The sequence below is a fragment of the Embleya sp. NBC_00888 genome, assembly GCF_045207655.1.
GTDB lineage: Bacteria > Actinomycetota > Actinomycetes > Streptomycetales > Streptomycetaceae > Embleya.
Genome location: NZ_CP108785.1, coordinates 238,752 through 252,426, shown reverse-complemented (window position 1 = coordinate 252,426; position 13,675 = coordinate 238,752). Strand labels below are relative to the sequence as shown.

8 protein-coding genes and 4 pseudogenes are annotated in these 13,675 nt (G+C 69.8%); 8 read left to right on the top strand and 4 right to left on the bottom strand.

The window, feature by feature from the left end; genetic code table 11:
• Positions 1-382: 382 nt before the first annotated feature.
• Positions 383-1,018: pseudogene (locus tag OG948_RS35205) on the top strand (HAMP domain-containing protein); the annotation flags it as partial.
• Here the strand turns inward: OG948_RS35205 and OG948_RS35200 are convergent.
• Positions 1,015-1,281, bottom strand: a pseudogene (locus tag OG948_RS35200) (hypothetical protein); the annotation flags it as partial. The pseudogenes OG948_RS35205 and OG948_RS35200 sit on opposite strands and share 4 nt — an antisense overlap.
• A gap of 852 nt (positions 1,282-2,133) precedes the next feature.
• Positions 2,134-2,550: pseudogene (locus OG948_RS35195) on the bottom strand (LuxR C-terminal-related transcriptional regulator); the annotation flags it as partial.
• Positions 2,551-2,921: 371 nt separating this feature from the next.
• On the opposite strand from OG948_RS35195, the gene OG948_RS35190 reads away from it, so the two are divergent.
• The 3 genes from OG948_RS35190 to OG948_RS35180 all read left to right on the top strand — a co-directional run bounded on the left by OG948_RS35190 (position 2,922) and on the right by OG948_RS35180 (position 7,810).
• A complete protein-coding gene (locus OG948_RS35190; RefSeq protein WP_331773391.1) occupies positions 2,922-3,746 on the top strand; it encodes a slipin family protein in 825 nt (274 codons plus the stop codon).
• 390 nt (positions 3,747-4,136) lie between these two features.
• A complete protein-coding gene (locus OG948_RS35185; RefSeq protein ID WP_331769069.1) occupies positions 4,137-5,045 on the top strand; it encodes a universal stress protein in 909 nt (302 codons plus the stop codon).
• A gap of 122 nt (positions 5,046-5,167) precedes the next feature.
• Positions 5,168-7,810, top strand: coding sequence for a cation-translocating P-type ATPase (locus tag OG948_RS35180; RefSeq protein WP_331769068.1), 2,643 nt, complete (start codon positions 5,168-5,170; stop codon positions 7,808-7,810).
• Positions 7,811-7,954: 144 nt separating this feature from the next.
• Here the strand turns inward: OG948_RS35180 and OG948_RS35175 are convergent.
• Both OG948_RS35175 and mgtA read right to left on the bottom strand, forming a co-directional pair.
• Positions 7,955-8,386: pseudogene (locus tag OG948_RS35175) on the bottom strand (universal stress protein).
• Positions 8,387-8,634: 248 nt separating this feature from the next.
• Positions 8,635-11,295 (bottom strand): magnesium-translocating P-type ATPase, encoded by a 2,661-nt coding sequence (gene mgtA, locus OG948_RS35170; RefSeq protein WP_331769067.1) that lies wholly within the window; start codon positions 11,293-11,295, stop codon positions 8,635-8,637.
• Positions 11,296-11,500: 205 nt separating this feature from the next.
• Here mgtA and OG948_RS35165 point away from each other — a divergent pair, with 205 nt between their 5' ends.
• The 4 genes from OG948_RS35165 to OG948_RS35150 all read left to right on the top strand — a co-directional run bounded on the left by OG948_RS35165 (position 11,501) and on the right by OG948_RS35150 (position 13,401).
• Entirely contained in the window at positions 11,501-11,698 is a 198-nt protein-coding gene (locus OG948_RS35165) for a universal stress protein (protein WP_331769066.1), read from the top strand.
• Entirely contained in the window at positions 11,699-11,920 is a 222-nt protein-coding gene (locus tag OG948_RS35160; protein ID WP_331769065.1) for a CoA-binding protein, read from the top strand. It abuts the gene before it with no gap.
• 188 nt (positions 11,921-12,108) lie between these two features.
• Positions 12,109-12,876, top strand: a complete 768-nt coding sequence (locus OG948_RS35155; protein WP_331769064.1) for a DUF6544 family protein — start codon at positions 12,109-12,111, stop codon at positions 12,874-12,876.
• A gap of 105 nt (positions 12,877-12,981) precedes the next feature.
• Positions 12,982-13,401: a pyridoxamine 5'-phosphate oxidase family protein gene (locus tag OG948_RS35150; protein ID WP_331773390.1), complete on the top strand. Its 420-nt coding sequence runs from the start codon at positions 12,982-12,984 to the stop codon at positions 13,399-13,401.
• Positions 13,402-13,675 lie beyond the last annotated feature (274 nt).

Below are 13,675 nucleotides of genomic sequence, written 5' to 3'. Positions count from 1 at the left end.
CTCGATGACCGGGGACGCGTCGTCGCCCCCGGCTTGGTTCGGGACCGGCGGCAGACCTGGATCGACGAGCACCGCTATGACCTGATCGACGTCACGACCGCCCATCCCGCCCACGAGATCGCGAACCTGATCGCGCTGACGTCCTCGACGGTGCGGGCAGGGTGGACCGGCGAGTGCCTGGCGGCCGTGTGCGACCACCGCGCCGACGCGTGGGAGAGCCTGGCGGCGCTCGGCGACACCCCGAGCGCCGCCGAGGAGGCCGCCGCCAACCGCGCCCGGGCCAACCGGGACGTGCGGCCCGGTCGAGACCGCGAGGTTGCTCTCCCGGGCACTGTTTCGCCGGCCGTCGGCGCGGGCCCGACTCGCGCTGATGTACGGCGGCATGTCGCTCGTGGTCGGCACGGTCCTGTTGGGCATCGTGTACTGGTTCGTCGACCAGCGGTTGTCCCGGCAACTGCCCACTGCGATGGCGAAGACACTGGTGCTGAATACGACGGGCGTGCCCACAGGCGCGAACGAGGGCGACCCCCGGTACGTGGGCCAGGCCCAGCCCACGCAAGCGGCACCGGGTCCGCAGGCCCAGGGCACGACAATCCCCGCGGACGCGATCCGGCGGGCCGTCGACATAGGTCAGGACGTGACGATGAGTCAACTGCTGACCGTGCTCATCGCGGCACTGCTGCTGGCCGTGACCTCGATCCTGGTCGGCTGGTGGATGGCCGGCCGGGTGCTGCGCCCGGTCCACAAGATCACCGCGACGGCACGCCGCTTGTCCGAACACAACCTGCACGAGCGGATCGCCATGCCGGGCCCGGACGACGAACTCAAGCAACTCGCCGACACGTTCGACGGAATGCTCGATCGCCTGGAGAAATCCTTCGACAGCAGGCGCCTGTTCGTCGCCAACGCCTCACACGAACTGCGTACGCCACTGACCATCCAACGCACGGCGATCGAGATCGGCCTGGCCGACCCGCACTCCCCGGAAGACATCGTGGCGACGCGCGAACAACTCCTCGCAATGTGGACGCGGCGCGTCGGCGACCACCGGTAGCGCTCGCTTCGGAGCGCGTCGATGATCGCCTCGATCTTGGCCAGGCGCATGCCGTCCACAGTCTCGGCCGTGATGCCGGGCGTCATCGCACCGCCGTTGCGATAGATCCGCCCATAGGCGAGCAGGTACAGATCCCGGTTGAACAAGCACCGGTAGAGACGCTCCAGTGGCAACCCCTTTCTGCCGCGTTCACGGATGATCCCCAGTACGGACTCGGCGCTCTGCATTTCGCATACCTCACCAACATGGACGATCAGTTGACACCTGGGGCCCTTCGCCCGTGCGGACGGCTTTCCCGTCCTCCTCGGTCGGGCGTTACTCCGACGACTACTACGACCCCTCCGTAGCCATAGGGCTCGCGCCCCTTAGGCCATCCCGTATTCCCCTTGCGCTGGACGTATCGAGCGTGACGTAGGCCGCCCATCCGTCCCCTTGAGCGAACTCGCTGTCCGCCGCCCGCCGACCGGAAGGGTTGAGACGAGGAAACTCGGACTCGTCCGATGCCGACGGCTGCGACCCAAGACGTCGTGTCGCAGGGTGTGCGCATTCCACCGCTGGTGACTGGGCGTCAGGCAGTATGGCTTTCGCCGTATCACGCGGGCCTTGCGCGGCAGCGCCTTCGACGCCTTCTCAACGCTCCACGCTTTCCCGCCATGCTGTTGTCCCCTCGCGCTTTTGCGTCCAGGTCAGGCGGGTAGCCCCAAGGTCATCTCCTTCCGAACCTCGGCCCCCTGTAGGGGCGATCCAGCGCCGAGTGAAACGGCGCACTGATCCTGCCCAACCGGCTCGGCTCGCCGTTTGACGTGGACCTCGCCCGGATCGGGAATCGTTCGGTGGCCGGGATCCCGCCGGTGCAGCCCTGGCGGGCGCGCGCCCGTTCCCGAGAACCGATGCGCGAGCGGGTTCGGGGATGCCGGGGCCGTTGTCGGTGACGGGGAACGCCACGTGCGCGGTGTTGGCTTCGAGGCGGACGCGCATCCGGCCACAACACACGACTGTGCGACGGCTCGGCGACGGGACGACGCCCTTGCGATTCCTCGGCCGACCTCGCCGAGGCGAGCGAGCGAACGGGCGCAGGCTCAGGTTCGGTGCTCGTCGTGGTCGTGGCGCCGTTCGGTCTCGTACACGGCCGCTTGGACGCGGCGTTCGACGCCCAGCTTGTTGAGCACGGCCGAGACGTAGTTCTTGACCGTCTTCTCCGCCAGACCCAGGGCCGCGGCAATCTCGCGGTTCGTCAGACCCTCCGCGATGTGTGCCAGGACCTGCTGCTCTCGACGGCTCAATCCCGCCGCCCCCGGATCGGCCACCGACCCGCTGCGGACCCGGTCCAGGACTCGGGTGGTCATCGCCGGGTCGAGCAACGATTGCCCGGCCGCGACGGTGCGCACCGCGGCGACGAGATCCCTGCTCCTGATCTGCTTGAGGACGTAGCCGGACGCGCCTGCCAGGATCGCCGCGAACAGTGCTTCCTCGTCGTTGTACGAGGTCAGGATCACACGTGGTCGCCGATCGCCTCCAGGCCGGCGGCCCCGGCTCCTGGACCTGTACGGGCCACAAGGATCGAGTCCGCGCTGACCGCCGAGTGACATCGCGGAAAATCACCGGGACCTTTCGGAGAACGCATCGCGCGATCGCCACGGTGGTCCGGAGAAGTGTCCCGCCCGTCGGGGTTGTTCCCACGGCCCACTCCGCGCCGAACGGCCCGGCATCCGGGGCCGATCGGCCCTGCCGACGCCGCGCAGGCCGCGCGACAGTCGGTATGTAGCCCTCCGGCTCCACCCCGCGTCACCCACACATCGGACAGAGGCACATCGTGGCCATCCTGATCACCCTCGGCGTACTGCTGTTCCTCCTCATCCTGTTCGGCATGGGCGTGAGAATCGTCAAGCAGTACGAGCAGGGCGTCCTGTTCCGCTTCGGGCGCCTGCGCGGCTCCCGGCCCCCGGGAATGCGCGTGATCATCCCCTTCGTCGACGTCCTGCACCGGGTGTCGCTGCGGATCGTCACCAAGCCGATCCAGTCACAGGGCATCATCACCCGCGACAACGTCAGCGTGGACGTCTCCGCCGTCGCCTACTACCGCGTCGACGACGCGGTGAAATCGGTCATCGCGATCGAAAACGTCGAATCCGCGATCGACCAGATCGCGCAGACCACGCTGCGCAAGGTGGTGGGTCAGCACACGCTCGACGAGACGTTGTCCGAGACCGACAGGATCAACGTCGACATCCGCGAGATCCTCGACGTGACCACCGTCGAATGGGGCGTGCAGGTGACCCTGGTGGAGCTCAAGGACATCCAGCTACCGGAAAGCATGAAGCGGGCGATGGCCCGCCAGGCCGAGGCCGAGCGGGAGAAGCGCGCCAAGATCATCAACGCCGAGGGCGAATCCCTCGCCGCCGCCGCACTCGGCGACGCCTCGGACACCATGATGGCCCACCCGCTTGCCCTGCAACTGCGCAACCTGCAGAGCCTGGTCGAGATCGGCGTGGACAAGAACACCACCGTCGTCTTCCCCGCACCACTGATGAGCACGATCGGCGAACTCGGTTCCTTCCTCGCCCGCGAAGCAGCCGCCGCAACCCCGCAGAAGCCGCCTACCACCCCGGTCCCCGCCCCGCGTCTGGTGCCGATCACCGCACTCGACAAGGACGTTCCGGTCAACGGCGGACCGATCGTCACCGTTCCGTAGGCAAGTACGACAGGACGCTTTCACGTGGGCCGCCGACGAGATCCCTTCGTCGACGGCCACGCCCACTCGTTTCCGCTCCACCGAACGAAGCGGAGCACGATCCCGGCGTGCCGGAGCCCGTGGACCGGGCCGGCGCATCCCCGGACCCGGCCGAGAGTCGGTGCCGGTCCCCAACACAGCGATGCACCGGCGCCCGGGCGGAGACACGCACGAGGCGTCCGTACCGCCTGTGGGCATCGGGACGACCTTGCCTCGGAGCAGTCGAGTTCGTCGCCCGAAGAGACCATCGGTCACCTGGACGAGGGCCGACCGGCCCTGTCGCGGACTCCGCGCGGGGAGCACGGTTCAAACGGCCGACATCGTGTCGGCCGTGGTCGAACGGAGAGCCCCATGACGACCTACGCAGGTCTGCCGCCCATCGTCGTCGGTGTCGAGAACACCGACGGTGGGAGGCTCGCGATTGCCTGGGGGGCGGACGAAGCGGCCCGGAGAAGGCTCCCACTGCTATTGGTACACGCCCTGGACTGGCCGATCGGCATCGACCGCGACACCAAGGGTGACGGGTATCACCAGACCTGGCCGGGGCGGTTTCGCAACGCGGGACGGCTCGCGCTCGACGAAGCCCGCGTCCAGGCGGCGGGCCGGCACCCCGAGTTGACCGTCGAGACCGATCTCGTCGACGGTGAACCGGTGGACGTGCTGAGGGAGCGGGCCATGGGAGCGGCGATGCTCGTCCTGGGCTCGCGACACCTCTCGTCGGTGACGGAGCTGATGACCACCGGCGGCATCGCGGTGCCCGTCACCGCGCACGCGGCGTGTCCGGTCGTCGTGGTGCGCGCGAGTGAGCGGGAGGCGGGCGACGCGCGGCGGATCGTCGTGGCGGTGGACGGGTCGCGGCGGTCGGAGGCTGCGGTGGCGTACGCGTTCGAGGAGGCTTCCGTGCGCGGTCTGCCGCTGCTGGCGGTGCACGTGCGGCAACCCCTCGCCGGGTTGATGAGTGGGATCTCGATCCCGGACGAGATGCAGGAGGGTCGAATTCGCCTCGCCGAGACGCTCGCCGGGTGGAGCGAGAAGCACCCCGAGGTCACCGTCACCCGCGACGTCCTGGTCGGGCATCCCGTCGCCACCCTCGTGCAGGTGTCCGAGCACGCCCTGTGCCTGGTCGTGGGTACGCGAGGACTTGGCGGCTTCGAGGGCATGCTGCTCGGTTCGGTCAGTCACGGACTGATCCATCGCGCGTACTGCCCGCTGGTGATCGTGCCCGCGACGCACGACGCAGAGGAACCGGAAGAGCGCTGATCGGCTCGCCCCGACCCCGCCTCGCATCCCCTCCCCCCGACCCCACCGCGCATCCCCTCGAAGGGCGGACAACGATGCACGAGGCCCCGACCCGACACCTCCCGACGCGATCCACGGAGTACGTGACCGGACTGACCGCGCGTCAAGTGGCCGTGAAACGCGCCGAGTACGGACCCAACACGATCGAAAGGGCCGAGCAGACGCCCGTGTGGGTGCGAGTGGTGGCGCAACTGCGGGATCCGCTGGTCCTGGTATTGCTCGCCGCCGCCGTGTTGACGTCGGTGACCGGTGACCTGGCCGATACCGCGATCATCCTCGTCGTGGTCACCGTGAACACGGTGGTGGGCGTGGTGCAGGCGATCCGGGCCGACCACGCGGTGACCGCCTTGTCCGACCTGGCCACGCCCGCCGTTCGGGTACGCCGTGACGGGGTCGAGCGCGAAGTCACCGCCACCGAACTTGTTCCGGGGGATGTCGTGCTCCTCGTCGAGGGAGACGTCGTTCCCGCGGATGTGTGCGTGGTTGAGGGGTCGGCCCTGCTCGTCGACGAGTCCACACTGACCGGCGAGGCGATGCCGGTGGACAAGTCCGCCCTGGATCCGGTCGATGAGGTACACCCCGACAACCTGCTCGGTGCGGGCACGGTCGTGCTGCGCGGCCGAGCCGTGGTCGAGGTGATCGCGACCGGCGCGGGCAGCGCGCTGGGCCGGATCGCCGTGCTCATGCGGGAGCGCCCGGGCCCCACTCCGTTGCAGCGCAGGCTCGCGCAGCTGGGCCGTGTGCTCGCCGTCGCGGTGATCGCCTTGTGCGCCGTGGTGTTCGGCCTCGGCCTGCTACGCGGCGAACCGGTGGAGGCGATGGCGATCACCGCGATCAGCCTCGCGGTCGCCGCCGTGCCCGAGTCGCTGCCCGCGGTGGTGACCCTCGGACTGGCCCTGGGAGCGCGGCACATGGCCGCCCGGCACGCCATCGTGCGCAACCTTTCGGCGGTCGAGACATTGGGCTCGGTGACGGTGTTGGCCACCGACAAGACCGGCACCCTGACCGAGGGGCGCATGGTCGCCGAGCGGTTGTGGACCGCGACCGGAACGGCCGAACTCACCGGGAGCGGATACGGCCCGGTCGGCCAACTCCGCGCCGCCGGTTCCACCTTGGACGTCGAGACTGTCCCGCGACTTCGCGAACTGCTGACTGCCGCAGTGCTGTGCAACGACGCGACGCTCGTACCCCCGGACACCGCGAACACCGAGTGGCGGGCCCTGGGCGACCCCACCGAGGGCGCGCTCGTCGCCGCCGCGGGCAAGGCGGGCCTCGACCGGGATTTCCTGCGGGCCTGCCATGCCCGCCTTGCCGAAGCCCCGTTCGACAGTGTTCGCAAGCGCATGACCACGATCCACCGCGGCCCGGACGGCGACCTGCGAGCATTCCTCAAGGGCGCCCCCGAAGTCGTGCTCACCTCGCAATTCCTCACGACGGACCCGACCGACCTGCGAATCGCCCGACATGCGGCGGACGAACTGGCCGCCGCGGGCTACCGCGTCCTGGCCCTCGCGACGCGCGGGCTCCAAGCCCTGCCCGAAAGGGCCGAGTCGGTGGAGGCGGGTATGACGCTGCTCGGCCTGATCGCGATCGCCGACCCGCCCAAGGCCGGCGCGCGGGCCACCATCACCGCCTGCCGCGCCGCCGGTATCACCCCCGTGATGATCACCGGCGACCACCCCGCCACGGCCCGCGCGATCGCACTGCGCCTGGGGATCGTCGGCAAACGGGATGTCGCCGTCCTGACCGGCGCCGACATGAGCGCCGACTCGACCCTGGACCTCACCTCCGCCCGCGTGTTCGCGCGCACCACCCCCGAACAGAAGCTGACGATCATTCAGGCCTGGCGCTCGCACGGCGCGGTGACCGCGATGAACGGCGACGGCGTCAACGACGGTCCGGCGCTGCGGCGCGCCGACATCGGTGTTGCGATGGGCAAGCGCGGTACCGAGGTCGCCCGCCAGGCCGCCGACGTGGTGCTCGCCGACGACGAGATCTCCACTGTGGTCGCCGCCGTGGAGGAGGGCCGCCGGGTGTACGACAACATCCGCCGCTTCCTGCTGTACGCACTGTCGGGCGGTGTCGCGGAGATCGCGATCATGCTGTTCGGGCCCGCGCTCGGGATGCCGATTCCGCTGGTGGCGGGCCAGATCTTGTGGATCAACCTGCTCACCCACGGCCTCACCGGGGTGGCCTTGGGCGCCGAACCGATCGACCCGGGCACCATGCGCCGCCCACCGCGCCCGCCGCAGCAGAACATCCTCGGCGACGGCCTGTGGCAGCGCGTCGTCCGCCTGGGCGCCGTCGTCACCGCGATCAGCCTCGCGGTGGGCACCTGGGCCGACCACACCGGCCGCGCCTGGCAGACCCTGCTGTTCCTTACCCTCCTGGGCGCCCAACTCGGCGTCGTCCTGGGCCTGCGCACCCGGCTCTTCGCCCGGGCGAACCCGTTCCTGCCCATCGCCGCCCTCGCCTCCGCCGCGCTCGGTTTGGCCGGCGTCTACCTCCCGTGGCTGCGCGAACTGCTGGGTACCGAAACCCTCCCTGCCGCGGATCTCATCCCGGCCCTGATCGGCCTGTGCGTCGGGTTCGCCGCCGCACGCGCCGCCGGGTGGACCCGCGCCCTCATCCGAGGCATCGGCAGCGATCGTGCGGCGATCGCGTCCGCCGAGGCGGCGCCGATCCCCGATCCGGCGGGCAGGCGATCGGAACCGGCCGATCGATGATCGGCAGGGGGATATGCCTCTGCCGAACGGGTCGCGTCGTCCAACCGGCCGATGGACGACTTGCGATAGGTGAAGGGGGCGGGTGAACCCACCACACGGTGGGTTCACCCGCCCCCTTCACCTATCGCAAGCGAGGGCTCCTCCTTACTCCGGGCTCGGTACGAACACCACGGGCGTGCGACTGTGGCGCAGGCAATACAGGCCGACCCCGCCGGGGATCTCCGGCGAGCTGATGCCCGTCGTGCCCAGGACCAGCAGCTCCGCGTCACGCGCCCGGTCCACCAGCACGCTGCCGGGCGGTCCCTCGATCGGGGCGGCCGGCACCCGGGGTGGCGCGTCCCGGTTGCGGAACAACTCGCCCAAGGCGTGTTGCAGGCGCTCACGGGCCACCTCCACCGGGGCATCACTGCCCGGGAAGTCCGGCTTTGCGTCCGCGAGTTGCTCTCACACCGACACCACGTCCAGCACCGATCCCCGCTCGCTCGCCTGCTTTGCAGCCCAGCGCAGCGCGACGACGCACCCGTAGGAACCGTCCAGGCCCACCACGATCCGCCGCCGGCGATCGTGCTGTTCCATGGCGGCCTCGTACGCCTCGTGCACTCGCGCCGCCATGGCTGCGACGTCCGACGCCCGGTGCTCGCTGTCCGTGTGCATGCCGATCTCCCTGTGGTGTGTGGTTGGGGCTGCCGGCACCTCGCGGCGGCAGTCGTGGGAGCCGTGGCCCACGTCACCCGCCTGCGTGGGCGGCGGGATCGTCGCCAGGGCCGAGTGGCCCGTTGAGGGGAAGACACCTGGTCACGCGGAGGCAGGGCGGGTAGCCGGCGTCACCGCGGAGCAGCCTGCGAACGACGCATACCGGTGCTGAAGTACGCGGCGCGACGACGCAGGTGCCGGAGTTCGTCGCCGGTGCGCCGGCGCGGGCCGTCGACCGCCGCAGCGCGGTAGAAGAGGTGCTTGCCCACTTCGATCAGGGCGAGGTAGCCGACGACCATACCCACGAGGGCGGCGAAGAACGCGGCGGGCAGCGGGCGGAAGCCGAGGGTGTGGGCGAAGGGGGTGGCCGGGATGAGCATCCCGACGGCCACGACGCCCAGGGTCGCCAGGGCCAGTGGCAGGCTGGGCCGGCTGCGGAAGAACGGGACGCGCCGGGTGCGGATCGCGAAGATCACCAGGGCCTGGGTGGCCAGGGATTCGACGAACCATCCGGTGCGGAACTGCTCCGGGCCGGAGTCGAAGACCCACAACATGACCGCGAAGGTGGCGAAGTCGAATACCGAACTCAGTGGGCCGAAGCACAACATGAAGCGGCGGATGAAGGCGATGTCCCAGTGCGAGGGCCGGCGCAGTTGTTCGTCGTCGACGTTGTCGGTGGGGATGGCGAGTTGGCCGGTGTCGTAGAGCAGGTTGTTGAGCAGGATCTGGGACGGGAGCATCGGCAGAAAGGACAGGAACAGCGACGCGCCGGCGGCGGAGGCCATGTTGCCGAAGTTGCTGGAGGTACCCATCAAGACGTACTTGATGGTGTTGGCGAAGATCCGGCGGCCTTCGGCGACGCCGTCCGCCAAAACGTCGAGGTTCTTCTCCAGCAGGATCACGTCGGCGGCGTCCTTGGCGACATCGTGTGCCGACTCGACGGAGATGCCCACGTCGGCGGCGTGCAGCGCGAGCGCGTCGTTGACGCCGTCGCCCAGGAACGCGACGCCGCCGGTACCGCTGCCGCGGCGCACCCGCACGATGCGGGCCTTGTGCTCGGGGCCGACCCGGGCGAACACGGTGGTGTTGGCGATCGCGGCGGTCAAGGCGGTGTCGTCGAGCGCGTCGACGTCGACGCCGGTCAGCACGCCTCCGTCGACCAGTCCCAGATCCCGGCAGACCTTGACCGCGACCTCGGCGTTGTCGCCGGTGACGACCTTGACGGTGATGCCGAGGTCGGCCAACCGCCGCAGGGCTTCGGCGGCGTCTGCCTTCGGCGGGTCGTGGAAGACGAGCAGCCCTTCGAGGCGCAGGTCCCGCTCGTCCTCCCGGGTGGGCCGGCGGGCCTCGGCGACGGATCGGGTGGCCACGGCCACGACCCGATTGCCGGCCGTGAACTCCGCTGCCAGGGCGGTGCGCACCGCCTCCGGGACGTCCACGCAGCGTTCCAGGACGGTTTCCGGGGCGCCCTTGGTGACCTGGATCAGCTGCGCCCGCGGGCCACGGACGAGCACCGAGACCATCCGGCGCTCGTGGTCGAAGGGAAGCACGTCGAGCCGGACCCATCCGGCCTGTGTCGACCGCGCGTGCTCGGCGGCAGGCGACTGCCACAGCGCGCTGTCCAGTGGATTCCCGCCGACGGCGTGTTCGTCACCCGCACTGGTCTCGGTACACAACAGTCCCCAGCCCAGCGCCGCTGCGGGATCACCGGCGTCGACGTCCGCGGGGACCGCACGCATGTAGTCGATTCGGCCCTCGGTGAGCGTCCCGGTCTTGTCCGTGAACAGGATGTCCACGTCGCCGAGATCCTCGATGCACACGAGTCGTTTGACGAGCACCTTGCGCCGGCTCATCCGCCGTGATCCGGCCGCCAGGCTCGTGGAGACCACGGCGGGCAGCAGTTGCGGGGTGATGCCCACCGCGATCGCCAGCGAGAACAGCAGCGCGTCCATGATCGGCTTGTCCAGCAGCACATTGAGCACGAAGATCGACGTGGTCAGCGCACCGGCGACGTACACGAGCAGCATCGAGAACCTGCGCAGCCCCACCTGAAATTGGGTGTCCTGCTGCCGAGTGCCCAACCCGGCGGCGATCTTGCCGAACTCGGTCCCGGCGCCGATCGCGACCACCACGCCCCGGGCACTGCCGGCATGCACCTCGGTGCCCATCAGCGCACACCCGGACAGCTCTGCGAGCGGGGTGCGCGGTGGCACCGGGTCGGTGCCCTTGTCCGTGGGCAGCGACTCGCCGGTCAGCACCGACTCGTCGCATTCCAGACCGCTGACCTCCAGGAGCCGCAGGTCGGCGGGGACGATGTCGCCGAGCCGAAGGTCGACCACGTCCCCGGGAACCAGCTCGGTCACATCGACGGAGAGCGAACGCCCGTCCCTGACGGCGATCGACCGGTGGTGGATCTGCGAGTGCAACGCCTCGGCGGCCTGTTCGGCCCGGAACTCGTTGACGAAACCGAGGCCGACCGACACGGCGACGATCACGCCGATGATCACCGCCGAGCCGCGTTCGCCGACCAGATAGGACGCCACCGCCGCGGCCAGCAACAGGCCGAGCAACGGCGACCGCAGTTGATGCCAGAGCACGGCCCACAGGTGGGTGCGATGCGAGGCCACGGCGTTGGGGCCGTACCGGGTGCGCCGCTTCGCGGCCTCCTCGCCCGACAACCCCGAGGCGGCGTCCACGTCGAGCCCGCGCAGGACATCCGAAACCGACAGCGCGGCGGCGGAGGCGACGTCGGTCACCGCCCCGGGCGGCGCGGTCGGCAGGGAAAGCGTCATCGAGCTTCTCCTCGGGCGAATCGCACACGGAACAGGGCGTTCGGGAGTCGGGCATGTGTCGCCACTGCCCGTCCCCCATCGTGCATCCAGCCCACGCGGCGGTTCAGGGCCGACCGGCTCATCGCGGTGGGCCGGTCGGCCCTGCCGCACGATCGCGCGCGGGGACAGGGTGGGCCGCACGGACGGATCCGAGAGGGGAACACACATGACAGGCAACACCGAACCGCGCGTGATCGTCGGTGCGGACGGCGCGGAACTTCTGCTCGGATCGGTGAGCCTGTCCGTCGCGGCGTACACGAAGTGCCCGGTGCTTGTGGTTCGCCCAGGAGTGTCCATACCGGCGTCGGGAGACGGCGACGAGCGCACGGTCGTACTCGGGGTCGCCGGTTCCGCGGCACCGTGAGTGTGTTGCATCCGAGCGTGCACGGTCGAAGGGGTTCGGGCCCATCGGGGCCCGGACGACCTGCCGGAAGCGCCCGACCTGGTGACCGTCGCGGTGCCGGCGGCAGCCGTTCCCGACCTCGCGGAGGACTGTGGGCGCGCGGGGGTGCGAGCCCTGCTGGTCGTGACGTCCGGACTCACCGCAGAACAAGGCGCCCGGCTCCGTGCTTTCTGTCATCGGTAGGGCATGCGCAGAACCCGTTCGTCGACTACCACCTGATCCATGCCCTCGCCCTGATCGCCCTGGCCGCGTTCGCGATCCGCGGCCGTCTCCGCCTGGGATCCCGCTGGGCGCGCATCACCATCGTCGGCCGCAACCGCCGGCTGCTCTGACTTGTCGACCCCGGTCGGGACACGCCGCAAGGAGTACCCGTGACCACCAGCGCATCGACCTCCCCGCCCGCTCTTCTCACCCCCACCGCGCTCGCCAACTGGCTGGCGCTGACCCAACGCGGCGCGCCGATCGACAATTTCATCTTGAACCCGGGAGCCGACCTTCCCGTGCCCGTGCGGCGCTGGCTGGACCACACCCTGCCGGCGAACCCCGGCACCCCCGTCTCCGTCGAACTGTGGATGCACGGACGGATCAAGCTCGGCCGATGGATGCGCTTCGAGGCCCGACAGATCCTGGCACCCACGGCCGGGTTCTGTTGGGCCGCTCGCGTGCATGGGCCGGCCGGCATCCGGATCGCCGGATTCGACCGCCTCGGCTCGGGAGTCGGGGAGATGCGCTGGCGGCTGTTCGGAGTTCTCCCGCTCATCAACGCGGCCGGGCCCGACGTCAGCCGCAGCGCAGCGGGACGACTGGCCGGCGAGTTCGTCATGATGCCGACGTTCGCACTGCACCCCTCGGTTGTGTGGGAGGCAGTGGACGATCACTCGGCTCGCGCTCACCTCGTCGTCGCCGGACATCCGCATGTGGTGACTGTCGTGGTGGGGCCCGGCGGCGCCCTGACCTCGGTTTCGCTGCCCCGCTGGGGCAACCCCGGCGGCGGCGCGTTCCGGGAACACCGGTTCACGGCGTGCTTCGAGGACGAGAAGGCACTGGGCGACCATCTCGTCCCGGCGCGCATCAGCGCCGGATGGGAAGGCGCCGGCGTTTTCATCCGATACGGGATCGACCGCGCGTCATATCGCTGATTCACCGGACATCACCATCACCTTGAGGTTTCGACACCGCTCCCGAGCGGCCGACAGTCTCTCGGCAACAGCCGGGACCGCACAGTGGAATCGAGGGCTGAAGCCATGATCGATAGGCCGACAACGAGGCGTCCTCTCGGCCGTCGGGAAGCGCTCGACCTGATGACGGGAGTACCGGTGGGGCGCGTGGTGGTGACCGAGGACGCGCTCCCCGCCGTCTACCCGGTCCTGTTCGCTGTGGACGGCGATTGCGTGGTGTTTCGGACCCTGTTCGACTCCGCGCTGGCCCATGCCGCACTGGACACGATCGTCGCTTTTCAAGCTGACCGCATCGACGCCGCCGCCCGGACCGGCTGGACAGCCACGGTGACCGGCACGTCCAGCCCGGTGGACAACCAAGCGGAGATCGAGCGGTTGGACCGGCTGCTGCCGACGGAGCCGGGCGACGAAGCGAAATACACGTGGATTCAGGTGACTTCGGAGCTGGTGAACGGACTCCTGGTTCAGCGTCCCGGCGATTCGTGACACGGGGCACACCTGAGATACGCATTGATGCAGCGGCTGCCGCACATGCAGCCGCTCATCTCTTTTTGCGCAGCGCGGGCAAGTGCCTGCGCCTCGGCGCCTGGGATCGTCAACCCCCAGCGGCGCCCGAAAGCATCGAACCGGACCGTGACATCACGCAGGACGAACCCGTCTTCCCTCCGGTCGTGTTCGACATCCTCCACGTCGACACCCGAGCGCGACTTCGCCCGCACCTGGGCGCCGCCACAGCCCCCTGTGAAGGGCCCGCGCCGTG